Here is an 18,630-nt window from a genome sequence, read left to right on the forward strand (position 1 = left end):
GGGCGGGCGGGATCTTCGTCTGGGCTGATGAGGGGCGGGGCCGATAGGATCCGGGTCATGACGAACGGGCCCCTCGTGCCGGCGTACGGCGCCGGGTCGCTGCCCGACCTGTCCCGGTCGCTGCTGGCGGCCCTGGGCCTGGACGTGCCCAATCCCCTCGACCTCCCCCCTGCCGAGCGCACCTGCGTGTTCCTGGTCGACGGCCTCGGCGCCGAGCTGCTCGCCGCGCACGCCGCCTCGGCGCCGTTCCTGGCGAGCCTCCTGGGCGGGTCCCGTACGCTGACCGCCGGGTTTCCCGCCACCACGGTGACCAGCCTGTGTTCGCTCGGCACCGGCGTCTCGCCCGGCGAGCACGGCATGCTCGGCCTGAGCCTGGCCGTCCCCGGCACCGGCCGCCTGTTCAACTGCCTGCGCTGGTCCGGCATGCCCATGGACCCGCTCGAATGGCAGCCCGGCGACACTGTTTACCAGCGCGCGGCGGCGGCCGGCGTCGACGCCGTCTACGTGGCGCCCGGCGAGTTCGAGGGCTCAGGGCTGACCGGCGCCGTCTTCCGCGGCGTCCGCTACGCGGCGGCCGAGACCGTCGACGACCGCGTCGCCCGGGTGCTGGCCGAGCTGCGGCGGCCGCGCGCCCACGTCACCGTCTACTACGGCGACCTCGACGCGATGGGCCACATGACGGGCTGGGGCAGCGAGGAGTGGCTGGCGCAGCTCGCCGTCGTCGACGCCATGGCCGAGCGCATCGCCGCGGGCCTGCCGCCCGGCTCCGCCCTGTACGTGACGGCCGACCACGGCATGGTCAACGCCTCGGAGAAGCTCGACGCCGAGGCCACTCCCGAGCTGGCCCACGAGGTGGCGATGCTCGGCGGCGAGGCCAGGGCGCGCCACGTCTACGCGCGGGAGGGCGCCGCGGGCGAGGTGCTCGCCGCCTGGCGCGAGGTGCTGCGCGGCCAGGCCTGGGTGGTGCCGCGGGAGGAGGCGGTCGAGTCGGGCTGGTTCGGCCCGCGGGTGCTGACCGAGTGGCTCGGCCGCATCGGCGACGTGATCGCGGTCCCGTACACCGACCTGGCCATCGTCGCCCCGTCCGCCCACCGGCTCGAAGCGATCTTCACCGGCTACCACGGCTCGATGACCGCGATCGAGCAGAACATCCCGCTCCTGGAGGTGAGCACCCGGTGACCGGTCCGCTGATCACCCCGTCCGCCCTCGCCGCGCTCGGCGACGTCACCCTGCTCGACGTGCGCTGGCGGCTGGGCGGCCCGTCCGGCCTGGACCTCTACCGCGAGGGCCACCTGCCGGGCGCCGTCTTCTGCGACCTCGACGCCGCCCTGGCCGGCCCGCCGGGCGAGGGCGGGCGTCACCCGCTGCCCGCCACCGGCGCGTTCGAGCGGGCGATGCGGCGGCTCGGCGTCTCCGACGCGCGCCCGGTCGTGGTTTACGACGACACCGCGTCCACCGCGGCGGCCCGCGCCTGGTGGACCCTGCGCTACTTCGGCCATCAGGACGTACGGGTCCTCGACGGCGGGCTGCCCGCCTGGGAGGCGGCCGGGCTGCCGGTCGTCAAGGAGGAGCCGGTGCCCGCGCCCGGCGACTTCACGGCCCGGCCGGGCGCGATGCCCGTGCTCGACGCCGACCAGGCCGCCTCCCTCGCCTCGTCGGGGGTGCTGCTCGACGCCAGGGCCGCCGAACGCTACCGCGGCGAGGTCGAGCCGATCGACCCGGTGGCCGGCCACATCCCGGGCGCGGTCAGCGCTCCCACCACGGAGAACGTCACCCCCGACGGTGCCTTCCTGCCTCCTGGCGAGCTGCGGCGGCGCTTCGACGCGCTGGGCGCCCGTGAGGGTGTGCCGGCGGGCGCCTACTGCGGGTCCGGCGTGACGGCCGCCCACCAGGTGCTGGCCCTGGAGGTGGCCGGGCGTCCCGCCGCGTTGTACGTCGGCTCCTGGTCCCACTGGGTGACCGACCCGTCCCGGCCGGTCGCCACGGGCTGACCGCCGCCGGAGCGCTATGCCGGGCGGCAGGGCACGAGAGGCTGGTCGCCGGCCCCGAAGCAGGTGAACGCCGCGATCCCGGTCCGGGCCGAGGCGGCGGCGAGTGCCGACGCCGGGGTGTGGCCGGCGGCGAGCAGCTCGTGGAAGCGGCTCATCACCATCAGCGCGTCCTCGTCGCCCACCGGCACCATCCCGGCCACCACGCAGGTCGTCCCCTGGGCCAGGAACGCGCCCGCCAGGCCGAGCGGCGCGCCGTCCGTCGGCGTGCGTGCCATGCCCGAGTCGCACGCCGACAGCACCACCAGCCGGGCCGTGCGCCCGCGGTCGAGCAGGTCGTAGGCCATGAGCTGGCCGTCGTCCAGCGTGATGCCCGACAGGAGCGGGCTGCGGGCGTGGAACACCCCGTGCGCGGCCAGGTGCACCACGTCGTACGAGGCCAGCGCGGCGAGCACGTCGTCACGCAGGGCGGGCACGGCCCGGCCTCCCGGGTGGGTGGCGACGATCCGGTCCACCTCCTCCCGCGCGTACGTCAGCCCCGGCCCCGCCGCCGCGGCCACCGTGACCGCCGCACCGCCGGACCGTACGACGTCCGCACCGACAGCCGGTCCCTCGACCGGAGCGCCCGACGCGCCCGGCCCCGGCCGGGCGGCGGAGCGGGGCGGGCGCCGGGGATGAACGGGGGCGGCGCCGGCGACGGCGGCGAGCCACGACCGGGCGCTGGCCGCCACCGTGACCGGACGTTCGCGCAGCATGGGCAGCGCGGCCCACGGGAGGGTGTGCAGGACGCCCGTGGGCACCAGCACCAGCGGACGGTCGCCCAGCTCGGCGGCGAGCGGAGCCAGCAGCAGCAGCTCCAGCTCCGCCCCGGCGGCCGCGATCGGCTCCGCCCCGGCCGCTCCGTCGTGCAGGGCGGCCCGGCGCAGCGAGTAACGCAGCCGGATCAGCGCCTCCTTGACCTCCCGCAACGCCCCCAGCGGCCGCAGCGCCATCCGCTCGCCCGTCACCACCACGGCGAACAGCGAGCTGTCGTCCGTGACGTACTCGACCAGCGCCGCCCGACCCAGCGCCGCCCGCACCTCTGGCGGGCCCGCACCGTGCGGCAGGCGCGCATGCGACGGCGCCGTGACGGCCCGCCAGCGCTCCGCCCACTCGAACACCTCCTCGGCGCACCCGTCACGCACCGCCAGCCGCAGCCCGAACGCCGCCAGCCGGCCACCGGCCCGTGCCGCGTGGGCGCGCAGCGACGGGTCGTCCAGGCTGTCCACCTGGCCGCCCATCCCCGCCAGCCCTTCCTGCACGGCCCGGAACGCGGCGGGGACGTCCTCACGCAGCGCCGCCGCCAGGGCCAGGGCATGCTGGCGCACCAGCGGCGGCACCTGCCCCGCGGGCACGTACCCGGCCTGGGCGGGAGAGGCGAGCGGGGTGCGGCGCTCGCCCGGCGGGATCCGCCGCTCCCGAGGGGGCCGCGCGGTCAGGTGGGAGAGCTGCGCCAGCGCCGCGGCGCGGTCGCCGAGCGCGAGCGCGGTCTCGGCCGCCGTCAGCCGCAGGGAGGCGCCCTCGGCCAGGTGGGCGGGGTCCCGTTCCAGGTCGCCCGCGCACGCCACCAGCTCCGCCAGCAACGCGGGCGTCGGTGGCTCCAGCGCCAGGCGGGAGCGCAGCACCACCTCCCTGGCCGGCGGCAGCCACGCCTGACGGTCCTGCTCCGACAGCTCCCGCATGGCACGCTCGGCCACCGCCATGGCCTCCCGCGCGTCGCCCGTCAGCAACTCCACCTGGGCGAGCTTGAGCCGGGCCTCGGCCAGCGCCACCTGCGCCCCGGACTCCTCCAGATCGGGCACCGCCAGGCTGAGCAGCGCCCGCGCCTCGCCGGGCAGGTGGGCGGCCAGCAGCGCGCCCGCGAAGTCGGCCCGCATCGTCGCCAGCCGCTCAGGGAACCCGAACAGCGTGTCTTCGGCCTCCCGGTAGTGGGTGAACGCCCCGCCGATGTCGCCCCGCCGTACGGCCAGGAACGGAAGGTTGGCGGCGGCGAGCCGCGCGAGGTGGGACAGCCGGGCGTGCCTGGCGATCTGCAGGCAGGCGCTGATGTCGCGCATCGCCTGATCCCAGCCGCCGCGATAGGCGTGCACCAGCCCCCGGTTGAGCAGCCCGCCCGCCAGGAACCTGCGGTCGTCGATGGTGCCGGGAGCCGCCACGAGCGCCCGCGTCGCCCGGTCGCAGCAGGCGATCGCCTCCTGGTAGCGCCCCAGGTGGGCGAGGGCCACGGCGCGCTGCGTGTCGAGCTTGGCCCGGTCGAGCGGCGACAGGTAGGCCCACGCCAGCGCGGCCAGCCTGAGCGCCTGCAGCGGGTGACCGCGTTCGGTGCGCACGGTGACGAGGGAGAGCCGCGCCTGCGCCACCCGCCCCGGCGGCGCGCCGGGAGTCTGGACTGCCTGCCGCAGCCGCTGCTCGGCGGCCTGCAGGTCGCCGAGCTCGCGCGAGGCCAGCGCCATCGCGCGCAGCGCCACGGCGGCGGCCTCGCCGTCGCCGGCCTGCTCGGCCGCCTCCAGCACCTTGCGCCCGGCGCGCAGCGCCTGACGCGGATCGATCACCGAGCGCAGCACCGCCATCTCCGCCGCGCGCACGAGCAGCGCGCTGTGGGAGGAACGGCCCGGGGTACGGGTGATCTCCGGTGTCGCCATGCGCTGCCTCGGTGGAGAAGCGGCGGGGACCGGAGGGACTGCGGATCCCTCGGCCCCGGCCGGAGTCATGGTCGGACGCGCACCCACCGTGTCTGGACGGGCGCGTGGCCGGGCCGGTGGCAGACCACGCTCAGCCAGCCCGGAGGCAGGCCCGTGGCCGCGAACTGGCCCGTACCGGCGAGACGCCTGGTCAGCGTCAGGTGAGGCGTGCGGATGTCGACGTGACAGCCCTCACCGGGCGGCGGGCCGACCTGGCCCGCCACGTCGATCAGGCCGTCGCCGACGGTCACCTCCAGGTCGAAGGTGAGACCGGCCGTGACGAACCGGACCAGTTGCGGGCTCTCGGCGCCCCGCACCCCCCGGGCGGCGGTGTAGCCGGCGGGCAGGGCGGTCACCGCGTGCGGGACCCGTAAGGCGAAGGCCTCACGCGCGGCGGCGGACACGTGACCCGGCATGGGGTCGTGCCCGGAGGCCAGCCGGAGGGCCGCCAGGAAGTATTCGTCGTCGATCATTGCACCGTCTCCTGTAGTGAGATCAGGGTGCGCAGTTTCGCCAGGCAGCGGGCCCGGGTCGGGCCGACGCTGCCGACGGGGAGGCCCAGTCGCACGGCCACCTGCCGGCTCCCGAGATCGGACGCGACCAGCGTGAGCAGGCTGCGGCAGGGCTCTTCGAGTGTGGAGACCGTCTTCCAGAGCATGCGGTTGCCGTCGGCCTCCAGGACGGCTGACTCTGGATCGGGGTCGTGCGTGACGTCGAAGGGGGCGGGTCCGGGCTTCGCCTTCTTGATCAGCAGGAGCGCCTCGCGGCGCGTGGTCGTCGCCAGCCACGCGCCCACTCCCGCCGGGTCCCTGATGTCGTGCAGGTGCTCCAGCAGGCGCAGCCAGGCTCCCTGGACCGCGTCGGCGGCGTCCGGCTCGTTGAGCCCGCAGGCACGGGCGACCGCCCACATGCGGGGGCCGAACCTGGCCTCGAGCCCGTTCCAGGCGCTCTGGTCGCCGGAGGCGGCCGCGAGCAGCAGCTCCGCTGGCTGGCGCGGATCGGGCATACGGCCTCCTTCCGGACCGGCGGAGGAGGCTGATCTATCTCCTCGTGATCGCCTGGGGACTGAGCGTAAACTCTACAGACTCGACGGAACGAGAACTCCCAGATCCGGAATTTGCCGGGTCTCCCTGAGCCCGAGGATCTCCTCGGCGGCCTGCCGGGCCGGCCTGTCGCGGGCGGCGGCGGCGATCGTGCCGGCCACCACGGCGGTGGCGAACGACGTGCCGCTCCAGGTCGCGTACCCCGCGAACTCGCCCTGCTCCAGGAAACTGCTGGCCAGCCAGTCGCCACGGGCGCACGCGTCGACCCAGGCGCCGTGCGCGGAGTAGGGGGCGCGCCGGCGTTCGCTCGCGTCCACGGCGCCGACGGCGAGCGTGCCGGTCAGCGCGGCGGGGTAGAACGGCCGGTCGGACGCCGTGTTGCCGGCGCAGGCCACCGGGACCGTGTCGGGCAGCCCGGCCAGCGCGTCGGCCAGCAGGGGCGGCGGCCGGTCGTCGAAGGTGTGGCCACCGAAGGACAGGTTGAGCACCTGCGGCGGGCGGTCGCGCATGCGGTGCAGCGCCCGGATCACGGTCGCCTCGTCGCCCATCCCGTCGCCGTCGAGCACCCGGCTCACCTGGAGCGACACGCCCGGGGCCTGCCTGGCCAGCAGCCCGGCGATGAACGTGCCGTGTCCGGCCTGCGCCCCCTCCGCGGCGTCGCGCGCCTCCTCACCGACCTGGCCGAACCACTCGCTGTCGGCCCACCACGGGTGGCCGGCCACCCCGGTGTCGAGCAGGCCCACCGTCACTTCGGTACGCGACCGTCCCGGCCGGTAGGAGATCGGGTCGGCGGGGAACGGGCGTGAGGCGGGCCCGCCGAAGAACAGCGGCTGCCCGGTGAACACGTGGTTGGGCGAGGCCCGGAACCCGTGCGCGCGCAGATCGGCGGTCAGCTCGCACGGGTCGGCGCCGCGCGACAGGTGAACCACGCAGACGCCGTCGGCCTCGGACACGGCCTGGGTCCAGCGTTCCGCCGCCGAGAGCGCGCCGCGGTCGGTCAGGACCTGGGCCGGTCGGATGAGCGCGTGCCCTGCCGATTGGATGTCCATGAGCGGGTATCTATCCCCGATGAAGCGGCTGTCACGTGTCACACGCGCACCAACTTGGTATGGCCCCCCTCTGGTGTCGGGTTGCGACCGACGGTAGTCTCTCCCTAGTCACTTGTGATCACTCCCACTGGACGAGGCCGTTGGGGAAGGCGCACCTCGTACCGAATCGGGAGGTCCGGTGTCTGCTCGTGGCGTGCTGTACGTCCACTCGGCCCAGCCCGCGCTGTGCCCGCACATCGAATGGGCGGTCGCGGGTGTCCTTGGCGTGCCCGTGGACCTGACGTGGACACCGCAACCCGCCGCGCCCAATGTCGTGCGGGCGCAGGCGGAATGGGAGGGCCGTCCCGGCATCGCGGCCGCCATCGCCTCCTCCCTCATGGGGTGGCAGCGCCTGCGGTTCGAGATCACCGAGGACTCCTCGCCGGGCGTCGACGGGTCCCGTCACGCCTACACCCCGACGCTCGGCCCGTTCAGCGCGGTCATCGGCGCCTCGGGCGACATCATGATCCCCGAAGACCGGCTGCGCGCCGCGATGCTCATGGCCTCGCAGGGGCGGTGCGTGCTGGAGGAGGAGCTCGACAAGCTGCTCGGCAAGCCGTGGGACGAGGAGCTGGAGCCGTTCCGCTACGCCGGCGACGGCGCGCCGGTCCGCTGGCTGCACGCCGCCGTGTGATCCCGTACGGCGCCTGACACGCGAGGAGGGCCCCGCACCGTGCCTGGTGCGGGGCCCTCCTCGTCACGTGTTTACGCATTCGTCCGCAGCGCTCCGGCCTTCAGGCCGGGGAGCGCGTCAAAGCGGGATGTTGCCGTGCGCGCCCCTGGCCGGGGTGGCCTGGGCGAGCACCTTGGCGATCGCGCCCCGGGTCTCCTCAGGCTTGATCACCTCGTCGATGACGCCGATCTCCTGTGCGCGGCCGAGGCCGCCGGAGAGCTTCTCGTGCTCCTCGGCGAGCCGGTGCTCCAGCTCCACCCGCTCCTCCTCCGGCGCGGCCGCCAGCTCGCGCCGCTTGAGGATGCGCACCGCCGCCACCGGGCCCATGACCGCGATCTCGGCCGTCGGCCAGGCGAACACCTTGGTGGCGCCCAGCGCCCGGGAGTTCATCGCGATGTAGGCGCCGCCGTAGGCCTTGCGGGTGACCAGGGTGATGCGCGGCACCGACGCCTCGGCGAACGCGTGCAGCAGCTTGGCGCCCCGGCGCACCACGCCGTCGTGCTCCTGGCCGACGCCGGGGAGGTAGCCGGGCACGTCCACCAGCACGACCAGCGGCACCCCGAAGGCGTCGCACATGCGGACGAACCGCGCCGCCTTCTCGGCGGACGTGGCGTCGAGGCAGCCGCCCAGGCGCATCGGGTTGTTGGCGATCACGCCGACGGTGCGGCCGCCGAGCCGGCCCAGCGAGGTGACGACGTTCGGCGCCCACTTCGGGTGGAGCTCGATGCCGGGCTCGTCGAGCAGGCCGTTGACCAGCGGCTTGACGTCGTAGGCGCGGCGCGCCGACTCCGGCAGCAGGGTGGAGAAGTCGACCTCTTCGACGGCGGCCGGGCGGATCCGGCCCTGGTGGCCGAGGAGCACCGCCAGCTGACGGGCCTTGAGCAGCGCGTCGGTCTCGGTCTTGGTGACGACGTGGACGACGCCGCTGCGCTTGCTGTGGGGCTCGGTGCCGCCCAGCGCGGCGCTGTCGACGCTCTCCCCGGTGACGCTGCGCACCACGTCGGGGCCGGTGACGAAGATGCGGCCCGAGTCGGCAAGGATCACCAGGTCGGTCAGCGCCGGCCCGTAGGCGGCGCCGCCCGCGGCCGGCCCGACCACGACCGAGATCTGCGGCACGATGCCGGACGCCTTCGTCATGGCCGCGAAGACGCGGCCGACGGCGTGCAGCGACTCGGCGCCTTCGGCGAGTCGCGCACCGCCGGAGTGCCAGATCCCGAGGACCGGCACCCGTTCACGGACGGCCACGTCGTAGGCGTGCACGATGTGCTCGCAGCCCTCGCTGCCCATCGCGCCGCCCTGGAAGCGGGCGTCACTGGAGAAGGCGACGACGGGGACTCCCTCGACGCGGCCCATGGCGGCGAGCACGCCGCTCTTGTCTTCGGGGGTGATCAGCCGCAGCGAGCCCTCGTCGAGGAGCGCGGCGAGCCGTACGGCGGGATCGCGTGGATCGGCAGGCTCCTGGTCGGAGCCTTCGGCGGCGAGACGGTTGTCGAGCACGGTCATTTAAGCCCCCTTGAACACGACGGTCACGTTGTGGCCGCCGAAACCGAACGAGTTGTTGACCGCGGCGATGTCGCCTTCCGGCAGGGTGCGGTTCTCGCCGTGGACGAGCTCCACCTCGATGCCGTCGTCGATGTCGTTGAGGTTGATGGTGGCGGGGACGATCCGCTCGTGGAGCGCCTTGACGGTGAACACGGACTCGATGCCGCCGGCGCCGCCCAGGAGGTGGCCCGTCATGGACTTGGTCGAGGTCACCAGCGGGTGGGTGCCGATGGCCTTGGCGACGGCCTGCACCTCGATGACGTCACCCGCGGGGGTGGAGGTGGCGTGCGCGTTGACGTGCTTGACGTCCTGCCCCGTGAGGTCGCCGTCGGTGAGCGCCTGCGTCATCGCCATGATGATGCCGCGGCCTTCGGGCTCCGGCTGGGTGATGTGGTGGGAGTCGGCCGAGTAGCCGACACCGGAGGCGTAGGCGTAGACCCGCGCGCCCCGCGCCCTGGCGAACTCCTCGCTCTCCAGGACCAGGATGCCGGCGCCCTCGCCGAGCACGAACCCGTCGCGCTCGCGGTCCCACGGCCGCGACGCGCTCTGCGGGTCGTCGTTGCGGGTGGACATGGCCCGGGCGGCGGCGAACGCCGCGATGTTGAGGCCGTGGATGGCGGCCTCGGTGCCGCCGGCGATCACCACGTCGGCCCGGCCGGACCTGATCATGTCCATCGCGTAGCCGATGGCCTCGGCGCCGGAGGCGCAGGCGGACACGGTGGCGTGCACGCCGGCCTGGGCGCCCCGGTCGAGGCCGATCCAGGCGGCCGGGCCGTTGGGCATGAGCATCGGCACGGTGAAGGGCGACAGCCGGTTCCAGCCGCGCTCCTTGTAGGTGTCGTAGGCCGACAGGGTGGTGTTGATGCCGCCGATGCCGCTGGACACCACCACGCCGAGGCGTTCGGGGGCCACCGCGGGGGCCCCGGCGTCCTGCCAGGCCTCGCGGGCGGCGACCATGGCGAACTGCTCGCTGCGGTCGAGCCTGCGGGCCTCCGGCCGAGGCAGCACCTCGGCCGGGTCGACGGCGGCCGTCCCCGCGAACGTCACGGGGACGGTGTCGACCCAGTCCTGGGTGAGCGTCGCGACGCCCGACTGACCGGCGAGGAGCGCCGACCAGGAGGAAGTGACGTCTCCACCGACGGGCGTTGTCGCGCCGAGCCCGGTGACGACGACACGTACCCGGTTTGCACTCACGTTCCGCACTCCTTGTCGATCAGTTGATATGGCCGGATGTCAGTTCTGGATGAAGGTGAGGACGTCCTTGACCGTCTTCAGGTTCTTGAGCTGGTCGTCGGGGATCTCGACGCCGAACTCGTCCTGGGCGGCCACGGCGATCTCGACCATGGACAGGGAGTCGATGTCGAGGTCGTCCACGAAGCTCTTCTCGGGCGTCACGTCGGAGGCCGGGATGCCGGTGATCTCGTTGATGATCTTGCCGAGGCCCTCGAGGATCTCCTGCTCGGTGGCAGCCATGTCGTTGGTTCTCCTTTGGTTTCCTGGGTTCTGCACGGACGGGCCGTGCAAGCTCTGAGAGATCGTACGGGGGGCTAGGGAATCTCGATGACCTGCCCCGCGTACGTGAGGCCGGCTCCGAAGCCGAGGACGAGCGCGAGCTCGCCCGAGCGGACCTCACCACGCTCCAGCATGCGCGAGAGCGCGAGGGGGATGGAGGCGGCCGAGGTGTTGCCGGCGAGCACGATGTCGCGGGCGACCACGGCCTTCTCGGCGCCCAGCCTGCGGGCGATGGCCTCGATGATGCGCAGGTTGGCCTGATGGGGGATGAAGGCGGACAGCTCGGACGGGTCGACGCCCGCCCGCTCGCACGCCTGCTTGGCGACCGGGTGAAGCGCGGTGGTCGCCCACCGGAACACGGTCTGGCCCTCCTGATGGAGGGATCCGTGACGGTCGGGGATCGCGATGGCGTCGGACTTGTCGCCCGCGCTGCCCCAGACTACCGGGCCGATGCCCGGGGTGTCGGACGGCCCGACCACGGCCGCGCCCGCGCCGTCGGCGAAGATCACCGCGGTGGAGCGGTCGGTCCAGTCGAGCCACTGCGTCAGCTTCTCGGCGCCGATGACCAGCACGTTCGTCGCCGAGCCCGAGCGGATGGCGGAGTCGGCGGTGGCGAGCGCGTAGCAGAAGCCGGCGCAGGCGGCGTTGACGTCGAACGCGCCGGGCGCGGCGATGCCGAGGCGGTGCGCCACGACCGCGGCGGCGTTGGGGATCTGGCTCTCCAGCGTGCAGGTGGCCACGATCACCAGGTCGACGTCGGCGGCGGCCAGGCCGCTGGCGGCCAGCGCCTTGCCGCCCGCCTGGACAGCCATGTCCTCCAGGCTCTCGGCGGGGCCGGCGACCCGGCGCTCCTGGATGCCGACGCGGGACCGGATCCACTCATCGCTGGTGTCCATGGTCTTGGACAGGTCGTCGTTGGTGACGATGTTGGAGGGCTGGTAGTGGCCGAGCGCCAGCACCTTCGCCCCCGGTGCGGTGTCGAGGATCCTCACTTGATCAGCTCCCTGGCCGCGTCGAGGTCGTCGGGTGTCTTGAGTGCGACGGTCTCGACGCCGCGCAGGCCGCGCCTGGCCAGACCGGTCAGGGTGCCGCCGGGCAGCAGCTCGATCATCCGGGTGACGCCCAGACCGGCCATGGTGGCCATGCAGGCGTCCCAGCGGACGGGGTTGCTCACCTGGTCGACGAGGCGGCGCATGACCTCCGCGCCGCCGGTGACGGCCGTGCCGTCGGCGTTGGACAGCAGGGTGACCTTCGGGTCGGCGGGCTCGACCTGGCCGGCCGCCTCCCGCAACTGCTCGACCGCGGAGGCCATGTGGACGGTGTGGAAGGCGCCCGCGACCGAGAGCGGGATCAGCCGGGCGCGCGCCGGGGGATCGGACTTGAGCGCGGCGAGCTGCTCGGTGGTGCCGCCCGCGACGATCTGGCCGGCGCCGTTGATGTTGGCGGGGGTCAGGCCGTGCCGGTCGAGCGCGGCCAGCACGTCGTCCTCGACGCCGCCGAGCACCGCGGTCATGCCGGTCTCGGTGATCGCCGCCGCCTTGGCCATGGCCTGCCCGCGCTCGCGGACCAGGGTCAGCGCCTGCTCCGGGGTCAGCACCCCGGCCAGGGCCGCGGTGGCGAACTCGCCGACGCTGTGGCCGGCGAGCACGTCGGGGGCCGCGCCGAGCACCTCGGCGGAGGCGAGGGCGGCGGCCACGAGCAGGGGCTGGGCGATGGCGGTGTCGCGGATCTCGTCGGCTCCCGCGGTGGTGCCGCAGGCGATCAGGTCGATCCCGGCCACCTCGGACCAGGCCGCCAGGCGGTCCGCCACGCCGGGAAGTTCGAGCCACGGAGTGAGGAAACCGGGAGTTTGGGCGCCTTGACCGGGCGCGACGAGTACAAGCACGAAGTCCACCATGCCCTGTAGAAGTCCGACACGCTGATGAAGATCTGCACACACTTTGTCCGTGGTGCTTTGTAGGAACCCTACAGTTTGGGTTTCGCCTCAGTTACGTTAGGGCCCGCCATGTTACGGCACTCTCCGCGAGCCTCCCGAGGATGAGTCCGACCTGCAGCGTGAAGGCGGAACGGCCCTCCGTCGGCTGGTATCCGGTCAGCTCGGTGATCTTCCTCAGCCGGTAGCGCACGGTGTTCGGATGGACGAACAGCAGCCGCGCCGTCGCCTCCAGCGAGGTGCCCTGCTCCAGGTACGTCGCGAGCGTGTCGAGCAGGGGGGTGCCCGCCAGCGGCAGGTAGACGTTCTCCACCAGCTGCTCCCTGGCGTCCTCGTCGCCGTCGAGCGCCCGCTCGGCCAGCAGGTCCTCGGCGTGCACCGGCCGGGGCGCGTCGGGCCAGCCGGGGCTCGCCTTCAGCCCGGCCAGCGCGGCCCTGGCCGAGTTGGCGGCGGCGTGCAGGTCGGGCACCTCCGGCCCGATGACGATGGGGCCCTGGCCGAACCGGGCCACGACCTGGCGGGCCGCGTCGTTCGGGCTGCCGGCCCCGCCCACGATGACGATCAGCCGGTCGGCCTGCACCCCGGCCAGCAGCTCCATGCCGATGCGGCGGCCCCGCTCGCGCAACCCGTCGATCACCTCGCGCGGGTCGCCGTCGGGCGCGTGACCGGCGATCACCACCACCGGCGAGGACGTCCAGCCGAGCGCGGCGGCCCACGAGTGGAGGCCGTCGTCGACCTCGCCGCGCACCAGCGCGTCCACGATCAGCGCCTCCAGCCGGGCGTCCCAGGCGCCCCTGGCCTCGGCCTCGCGCGCGTAGACGTGCGCGGCGGCGAACGCCACGTCGCGGGTGTAGCGGAGCATGGCCTGCTGCAGCTGCTCCTCGCCGCCGGGCGCGGCCAGCTGGTCGGCCTGGGCCTCCACCACCTCCACCACGACCCGGACGATGTCGACGGTCTGCTGCAGCGAGATCGAGCGCTTCAGCTCGCGCGGTGCGGTGCCGAAGAACTCGATGCTGGGCGTGGGGCGGTCCTCGCCGGCGTGCTGGAACCACTCCACGAACGCGGCGATGCCGGCCTGCGCCACCAGCCCGACCCACGAGCGGTCCTCGGCGCTGAGCGCGCGGAACCACGGCAGCTGATCGTCCATGCGGGCCATGGCGGCGGTGCCGAGCGCGCCCATGGCGCGCTCGAGCCTGCGAGTGGTGTCCTCCCGCGTCCGGTCTGTCACGCTCCTAGAGTGCCAGGTCGCATCAGATGACCGCGACGGCGGTGATCAGGCCGATCGCGACGTGCGTGACGGCCAGCAGCCGCGCGCCCGGCTGCAGCTCGGGCTCCTTGACCAGCTCGCGCACCGAGATGCCGGCCACCCGGTCGAACAGCAGCATCGCCAGCGTCTGCACGACGATGCCGACCAGGCCGAACACGGCGGTGCCCGCCAGGCCCTCGGCCAGCCGCCCGCCGGACGACCAGATCGAGGCCGCGACGATGAGGCCCACGGCCGCCATCGCGGAGGAGGCCAGCAGCGTGGCGTTCGGGTTGCGCTGGCTGCGGATGACCTCGCTGAGCCGGCCCGGCGTGGCCAGGTCGATCACGTAGAAGCCGACGATCATCAGGATGACGCCGACGGCGGCGTAGGAGGCGATGGCGCCCGCGCCACGGGCGAGGGTCTCCAGCAGAGTCATGTGAGCTCGATTCGGTGAGGTACGAAGGACGAGGTGTCGTCGGTGATCAGGCCGGTGGTCTCCCTGATGCCCAGCCCTGCCGCCTCGTCGGCGATCATCCAGGCGCCGAGCACGGGCCGCTGGCCGTCGAACTCGGGCAGCGCCTCGAAGCCCTGGAAGACGTAGCCTTCCTGGCCGTAGGAGCCGGGTGTCTCGTGGCTGAGCGCGGGGGTGACCACCCGCATCGAGGCGCCCTCGCGGCCGAGCAGCGGCTTGGCGATGTAGGACTCCAGCTCACGCGGGCCGTCGAGGTAGGCGGGCAGCAGGTTGGGGTGGCCGGGGAACAGCTCCCAAAGCACGGCCAGCAGCGCCTTGTTGGACAGCAGAGCCTTCCACAGCGGCTCGATCCAGGTCGCGTGGCGCACCGCGTGGCGGCCGAACGGCTCGGACAGCATCCACTCCCACGGGTAGAGCTTGAACACCGAGCGGATCATCTGCTCGTCCATGTCGACGAAGCGCCGGTTGAGCTCGTCCCAGCCGATGTCCTCCATGGCGACGGCGACGGTCAGCAGACCCGCCTGCTCGGCGGTCTCCTGGAGGTAGGCCAGGGTCATGGCCTCCTCGCCGGTCTCGTCCATGTTGGTCCAGGCGAAGTGGGTGGGGCCGGACGGCAGGGGCAGCGCGCGCCACCGGTCGATGAGCCGCTCGTGGATGGAGTTCCACTGGTCGTCGCCGGGATGGGTGTCTTGCAGCCAGAACCACTGGATCACCGAGGACTCCAGCAGCGAGGTCGGCGTGTCGGCGTTGTACTCCAGCAGCTTGGCCGGACCGGTGCCGTCGTAGCGCAGGTCGAACCGGGCGTACAGGTGGGGGTCGCGCCGCTCCCACGACCGGGCCACGTCGTCGGCGGCCCACTCGGGGATGGCGAAGTCGGCGAAGCGCCCGGTCTCGACCACGTGGGCGGCGGCCTGCAGGCACATCCCGTGGAGCTCCTCGACCTGCTCCTCCAGCGACTCCACCTCCGCCATCGAGAAGACGTAGTGGACCGACTCGTCCCAGTACGGGCGGCTCAGGCCCTCGGGGTGCGCCGCCCGGTGGTAGGCCAGGCCCTGACCCTCGATGGTCTTCTCCCAGCCCTCGCGGGGGACGCCGCGCTCACGCCGCATCGCTCAGCCACCGCCGCCGCTGCGGAAGCTGCCGAAGCCGCCGCGCTGGATCGTGCGCCCGTTGCGGCTGGTGATGCTGGCGTCGGACGGGCGGAGCGTGGTGCCGCTGCGCACCCGGTTGCCGACCCTGGTGCCGCCGTAGTACCAGTGATAGGCCGCGCGGGAGCCGTAGTAATGACTGCCGCCGTCGTCGTCGTCATCGCAGTAGTAGTCCTCGACGACGACGTAGGAGCCGTCGTCGGCGCGCTCACTGGTGTCGACGCAGTCGGCGGTGACCTCCTCGGAGTTGGAGGTGGCCGCGCAGTAACCGACCACCATGACCGAAACGACGCCGATGACCGTGAGGGTCACGACGTTGGACGACTTCTTCTTGGGCTGCGCCTTGCCCGGTCGGGGGGCGTGCTGCGGCGTCTCGGCCATCTAGCTCCTGCTCTCTCGCGGTCGCAAAGCCTAGCGGGGCCGCTACCGGCCGTTCAATTCCCCGTCTGGCCACTTCTGGTAGGGATGAACGTATGGAACCGGTCGAGGCGTTCCGAGAGATCGCTTTTCTCCTGGAACGCGCAGGTGAGCCCGCCTACCGCGTACGTGCCTTCCGCCGCGCCGCCGCCGTCGTCACCGAGCTGCCGCGCGAGGAGCTGGTACGGCGGGCGCGCTCGGGCGGCCTGGCCGAGCTGCCCGGCATCGGCAAGGTGACCGCGCTGGTGATCAGTGAGGCGCTGGACGGGCAGGTCCCGACCTACCTGCGCAGGCTGCGCGCCACCGAGGGCGCCGACCTGGGGGAGGAGGCCGCCGCGCTGCGCGCCGCGCTCAAGGGCGACCTGCACAGTCACTCCGACTGGTCCGACGGCGGCTCGCCGATCGAGGAGATGGCCGAGGCGGCCCGCGCTCTCGGCCACGGCTATCTGGCGCTGACCGACCATTCGCCGCGCCTCACCATCGCCCGCGGCCTGCCGGCGGCCCGCCTGCGCGAGCAGCTCGACGTGGTCGCCCGGCTCAACCGCGAGCTGGCCCCGTTCCGCGTCCTCACCGGCATCGAGGTCGACATCAACCTCGACGGCAGCCTCGACCAGGAGCCCGAGCTGCTCGACCGGCTCGACGTGGTGGTCGCCAGCGTCCACTCCAAGCTCCGGATGAACCGTACGGAGATGACCCGGCGGATGGTCACCGCGATCGCCGACCCGCGCGTGGACGTGCTCGGCCACTGCACAGGGCGGATCGTGCGGGCGGGCGGCGAGCGCGGCGCGCGCAGGCCGGAGTCGGAGTTCGACGCCGAGCTGGTCTTCGAGGCGTGCCGCCGGTTCGGGGTGGCCGTCGAGATCAACTCCAGGCCGGACCGGCTCGACCCGCCCAAGCGGCTGCTGCGCCAGGCGTACGAGCAGGGCTGCGTGTTCGCGATCGACTCCGACGCGCACGCCCCCGGTCAGCTCGACTGGCAGCGGTTCGGCTGCGAGCGGGCCGCGCAGTGCGGTGTCGAGCCGGAGCGGATCGTCAACACCTGGGCCGCGGACGAGCTCCTGGAGTGGGCCCGCTGACGCGGAAACCCCGGCGGGGCCGCGATTGTCGGTGGCGGAGCGTACCGTCACAAGTGTGAACCGCACCGATCGGCTCTACGCGCTCGTCGAGGACCTGCGCGCCATCGCGCCGCGCTGCCGCTCCGCGCGCGAGCTCGCCGCGCGGTTCGAGGTGAGCGTGCGCACGATCGAGCGCGACATCACCGCGCTGCAGGAGTCCGGGGTCCCCATCTACGCCGAGCCGGGCCGCAAGGGCGGCTACGCGATCGACAAGCAGATGTCCCTGCCCCCGCTCAACTTCTCCCCGGCCGAGGCGGTGGCCATCGCGGTGGCGCTCAGCCGGGCCGGCGACCAGCCGTTCGGCCGCCAGGCCCGCAGCGCGTTACGCAAGGTCGTGGCCGCCATGCCGGGCCGCGAGGGCGAGCTGGCCCGCGAGCTCGCCCGCCGCGTCATGCTCGTCACCGAGCCGCCCGAGCCCGGCGGCCCGACCCGCCCTCTCGGCGCCGAAGGCGTCTCCCGCGCCATCGAGGAGGCCCTCCTGCGCCGCCGCGTGCTGCGCCTCGACTACGCCGACGCCAAGGGCGCGCTGACCTCCCGCGACGTGGAGCCCGGCGTCTTCCTGGGCGGGCGCGGCGGGTTCTGGTATCTCGTCGCCTGGTGCCGGCTCCGCGACGACGTCCGCGTCTTCCGCCTCGACCGCATCGTCAACGCCGCCGTCTCGGCCGAGCGCTGCCCCGACCGGCCGCTGGAGGGCTTCGCCACCGAGGTGCCCGAGATGATCGTACGCGGCACGGTTCTCGATCAGTAGTTCGAAAACACCGACATAGGGTTGTCGCGCCGGGGCCACATTCTTGTCTCGTACGGAAACACCGAGGAGTTGCCATGAGCGACCACTCGGGCGACCTCTCCGGGCTCTTCCGCCGGAGAGGCTGATCGTCGTGAGCCCGGCGAACGCCTTCCCCGCGAGCCCGGGCCCGCGTCCGGCCGCCCTCAGAGGCGGCCCATAGCCCCGGACACGCCGCCGACCGCCGAGTGGCGGCGCGTCCGGGGCTCACAGCCCCGAGGCCGAGAGCCACCTCTCCAGCAGCGCCCGGTCGCCGAACACCGTCAGCCCCTCGAGCGAGCACCTGCCGTACATCAGCAGCAGCAGGTCGCGCACCGGCGCCCGCACCGCCGCGTCGCCCTTGGCGTGCCCGCGCTCCCACGTCACCGCGCCGCCGGTCCCCTGGACGAACGTCCACTCGCCCGGCACGTCGGTCGCGTGCAGGTGGAACGTCGCGCCCTCCAGGCCCAGCTCCGCCAGCCGCTTCCGCACCCACGGGGCGCCGGAAAGGTTGCCGAGCAGCTCATCGACCCCGTCGGTCGCCACCGCGGCGTCCACCTGGGGCTCCAGGCCGAGCGCCTGTTCGGCGTCCACCCGGTGCACGACCAGCTCGAACGTCATCCGCCTGGCCCACCAGCCCGCGTCGCCGCCCGGCCCCCACGTCCACAGCGGCGTCGCCGGGTCGGTGGCGCGCAGCGTCCGCACCATCTCGGCCGACCCCTCCACCAGCCAGGCCGCGTCGCCGTGCGCGCCCTCGGCCAGCCCGTTGGGCACCTCCCGCGACCAGAGCCGGTCCTGGTTGCGGGTCGACACCATGTGGGTGACCCACCGGTGCATGGTGCCCAGGTGCGTGATGAGGTCGCCCAGGGTCCAGCCGGGGCACGCCGGCACCGGGGTGTCCGCCGGCGCGCCGGCCAGCTCCGCCACCCGTGCCGTCTCGTTCTCCACCAAGGAGCAGTAATCCGTCACG

The 18,630-nt window shown here is 73.6% G+C and carries 19 protein-coding genes; 5 read left to right on the forward strand and 14 right to left on the reverse strand.

Features of this window, described 5'->3' with window-relative positions; genetic code table 11:
• The first annotated feature begins 57 nt into the window (after positions 1–57).
• Positions 58–1,179 carry an alkaline phosphatase family protein gene (locus tag ACGFI7_RS06715; protein ID WP_393400063.1) on the forward strand — a complete coding sequence of 374 codons (1,122 nt, stop codon included), beginning with the start codon at positions 58–60 and terminating at the stop codon, positions 1,177–1,179.
• Positions 1,176–1,991, forward strand: a complete 816-nt coding sequence (locus ACGFI7_RS06720; RefSeq protein WP_393400066.1) for a sulfurtransferase — start codon at positions 1,176–1,178, stop codon at positions 1,989–1,991. The genes ACGFI7_RS06715 and ACGFI7_RS06720 overlap by 4 nt, the downstream gene beginning before the upstream one ends.
• Before the next feature lie 14 nt (positions 1,992–2,005).
• On the opposite strand, the gene ACGFI7_RS06725 is transcribed toward ACGFI7_RS06720, so the two are convergent.
• From ACGFI7_RS06725 to ACGFI7_RS06740, 4 genes are all read right to left on the reverse strand, one after another.
• Positions 2,006–4,669 carry a CHAT domain-containing protein gene (locus ACGFI7_RS06725; RefSeq protein ID WP_393400068.1) on the reverse strand — a complete coding sequence of 888 codons (2,664 nt, stop codon included), beginning with the start codon at positions 4,667–4,669 and terminating at the stop codon, positions 2,006–2,008.
• Positions 4,670–4,734: 65 nt separating this feature from the next.
• On the reverse strand, positions 4,735–5,181 hold the full coding sequence (locus ACGFI7_RS06730) for a hypothetical protein (RefSeq protein WP_393400071.1): 447 nt from the start codon (positions 5,179–5,181) through the stop codon (positions 4,735–4,737).
• The gene (locus ACGFI7_RS06735; protein WP_393400073.1) at positions 5,178–5,714 is read right to left on the reverse strand and encodes an RNA polymerase sigma factor; all 537 of its coding nucleotides are present in this window, start codon (positions 5,712–5,714) and stop codon (positions 5,178–5,180) included. The genes ACGFI7_RS06730 and ACGFI7_RS06735 overlap by 4 nt, the downstream gene beginning before the upstream one ends.
• Positions 5,715–5,786: 72 nt before the next feature.
• Complete coding sequence (locus ACGFI7_RS06740) at positions 5,787–6,800, reverse strand: S8 family serine peptidase (RefSeq protein ID WP_393400075.1); 1,014 nt, start codon at positions 6,798–6,800, stop codon at positions 5,787–5,789.
• A gap of 178 nt (positions 6,801–6,978) precedes the next feature.
• Between ACGFI7_RS06740 and ACGFI7_RS06745 the strand changes: the two genes are divergently transcribed.
• Complete coding sequence (locus tag ACGFI7_RS06745) at positions 6,979–7,473, forward strand: DUF3145 domain-containing protein (protein ID WP_393400077.1); 495 nt, start codon at positions 6,979–6,981, stop codon at positions 7,471–7,473.
• Positions 7,474–7,590: 117 nt separating this feature from the next.
• On the opposite strand, the gene ACGFI7_RS06750 is transcribed toward ACGFI7_RS06745, so the two are convergent.
• From ACGFI7_RS06750 to ACGFI7_RS06790, 9 genes are all read right to left on the reverse strand, one after another.
• Positions 7,591–9,015, reverse strand: coding sequence for an acyl-CoA carboxylase subunit beta (locus ACGFI7_RS06750; RefSeq protein WP_393400080.1), 1,425 nt, complete (start codon positions 9,013–9,015; stop codon positions 7,591–7,593).
• Positions 9,016–10,248 (reverse strand): beta-ketoacyl-[acyl-carrier-protein] synthase family protein, encoded by a 1,233-nt coding sequence (locus ACGFI7_RS06755; RefSeq protein WP_393400082.1) that lies wholly within the window; start codon positions 10,246–10,248, stop codon positions 9,016–9,018.
• A 39-nt stretch (positions 10,249–10,287) separates the two neighbouring features.
• Complete coding sequence (locus tag ACGFI7_RS06760; RefSeq protein ID WP_393400085.1) at positions 10,288–10,527, reverse strand: acyl carrier protein; 240 nt, start codon at positions 10,525–10,527, stop codon at positions 10,288–10,290.
• 74 nt (positions 10,528–10,601) lie between these two features.
• The gene (locus ACGFI7_RS06765; RefSeq protein ID WP_393400088.1) at positions 10,602–11,558 is read right to left on the reverse strand and encodes a beta-ketoacyl-ACP synthase III; all 957 of its coding nucleotides are present in this window, start codon (positions 11,556–11,558) and stop codon (positions 10,602–10,604) included.
• Positions 11,555–12,451 (reverse strand): ACP S-malonyltransferase, encoded by an 897-nt coding sequence (locus tag ACGFI7_RS06770; protein ID WP_393400090.1) that lies wholly within the window; start codon positions 12,449–12,451, stop codon positions 11,555–11,557. Before ACGFI7_RS06770 ends, ACGFI7_RS06765 begins: the two co-directional genes overlap by 4 nt.
• A 103-nt stretch (positions 12,452–12,554) precedes the next feature.
• A complete protein-coding gene (locus ACGFI7_RS06775; protein WP_393401870.1) occupies positions 12,555–13,679 on the reverse strand; it encodes a PucR family transcriptional regulator in 1,125 nt (374 codons plus the stop codon).
• A 70-nt stretch (positions 13,680–13,749) separates the two neighbouring features.
• Positions 13,750–14,181 carry a DUF350 domain-containing protein gene (locus tag ACGFI7_RS06780; protein ID WP_393400093.1) on the reverse strand — a complete coding sequence of 144 codons (432 nt, stop codon included), beginning with the start codon at positions 14,179–14,181 and terminating at the stop codon, positions 13,750–13,752.
• On the reverse strand, positions 14,178–15,326 hold the full coding sequence (locus ACGFI7_RS06785; RefSeq protein WP_393400096.1) for a glutathionylspermidine synthase family protein: 1,149 nt from the start codon (positions 15,324–15,326) through the stop codon (positions 14,178–14,180). Before ACGFI7_RS06785 ends, ACGFI7_RS06780 begins: the two co-directional genes overlap by 4 nt.
• A 3-nt stretch (positions 15,327–15,329) precedes the next feature.
• Entirely contained in the window at positions 15,330–15,746 is a 417-nt protein-coding gene (locus tag ACGFI7_RS06790; protein WP_393400099.1) for a hypothetical protein, read from the reverse strand.
• Positions 15,747–15,838: 92 nt separating this feature from the next.
• Between ACGFI7_RS06790 and ACGFI7_RS06795 the strand changes: the two genes are divergently transcribed.
• Both ACGFI7_RS06795 and ACGFI7_RS06800 read left to right on the forward strand, forming a co-directional pair.
• Positions 15,839–16,858 carry a PHP domain-containing protein gene (locus ACGFI7_RS06795; protein ID WP_393400101.1) on the forward strand — a complete coding sequence of 340 codons (1,020 nt, stop codon included), beginning with the start codon at positions 15,839–15,841 and terminating at the stop codon, positions 16,856–16,858.
• A 55-nt stretch (positions 16,859–16,913) separates the two neighbouring features.
• Complete coding sequence (locus ACGFI7_RS06800) at positions 16,914–17,645, forward strand: helix-turn-helix transcriptional regulator (protein ID WP_393400103.1); 732 nt, start codon at positions 16,914–16,916, stop codon at positions 17,643–17,645.
• Between the two features lie 243 nt (positions 17,646–17,888).
• Here the strand turns inward: ACGFI7_RS06800 and ACGFI7_RS06805 are convergent, their stop codons facing one another.
• On the reverse strand, positions 17,889–18,629 hold the full coding sequence (locus ACGFI7_RS06805; protein ID WP_393400105.1) for a maleylpyruvate isomerase family mycothiol-dependent enzyme: 741 nt from the start codon (positions 18,627–18,629) through the stop codon (positions 17,889–17,891).
• Position 18,630 lies beyond the last annotated feature (1 nt).

Source organism: Nonomuraea sp. NPDC048826 (genome assembly GCF_043198225.1).
In the GTDB taxonomy this organism is placed as follows: domain Bacteria; phylum Actinomycetota; class Actinomycetes; order Streptosporangiales; family Streptosporangiaceae; genus Nonomuraea.

Excerpts from the sequence above, each read along its gene's own strand:
- ACGFI7_RS06715 (WP_393400063.1), top strand. The coding sequence starts at position 58 with ATGACGAACGGGCCCCTCGTGCCGGCGTACGGCGCCGGGTCGCTGCCC.
- ACGFI7_RS06725 (WP_393400068.1), bottom strand. The coding sequence starts at position 4,669 with ATGGCGACACCGGAGATCACCCGTACCCCGGGCCGTTCCTCCCACAGC.
- ACGFI7_RS06730 (WP_393400071.1), bottom strand. The coding sequence starts at position 5,181 with ATGATCGACGACGAATACTTCCTGGCGGCCCTCCGGCTGGCCTCCGGG.
- ACGFI7_RS06735 (WP_393400073.1), bottom strand. The coding sequence starts at position 5,714 with ATGCCCGATCCGCGCCAGCCAGCGGAGCTGCTGCTCGCGGCCGCCTCC.
- ACGFI7_RS06740 (WP_393400075.1), bottom strand. The coding sequence starts at position 6,800 with ATGGACATCCAATCGGCAGGGCACGCGCTCATCCGACCGGCCCAGGTC.
- ACGFI7_RS06750 (WP_393400080.1), bottom strand. The coding sequence starts at position 9,015 with ATGACCGTGCTCGACAACCGTCTCGCCGCCGAAGGCTCCGACCAGGAG.
- ACGFI7_RS06760 (WP_393400085.1), bottom strand. The coding sequence starts at position 10,527 with ATGGCTGCCACCGAGCAGGAGATCCTCGAGGGCCTCGGCAAGATCATC.
- ACGFI7_RS06775 (WP_393401870.1), bottom strand. The coding sequence starts at position 13,679 with ATGGGCGCGCTCGGCACCGCCGCCATGGCCCGCATGGACGATCAGCTG.
- ACGFI7_RS06780 (WP_393400093.1), bottom strand. The coding sequence starts at position 14,181 with ATGACTCTGCTGGAGACCCTCGCCCGTGGCGCGGGCGCCATCGCCTCC.
- ACGFI7_RS06785 (WP_393400096.1), bottom strand. The coding sequence starts at position 15,326 with ATGCGGCGTGAGCGCGGCGTCCCCCGCGAGGGCTGGGAGAAGACCATC.
- ACGFI7_RS06790 (WP_393400099.1), bottom strand. The coding sequence starts at position 15,746 with ATGGCCGAGACGCCGCAGCACGCCCCCCGACCGGGCAAGGCGCAGCCC.
- ACGFI7_RS06795 (WP_393400101.1), top strand. The coding sequence starts at position 15,839 with ATGGAACCGGTCGAGGCGTTCCGAGAGATCGCTTTTCTCCTGGAACGC.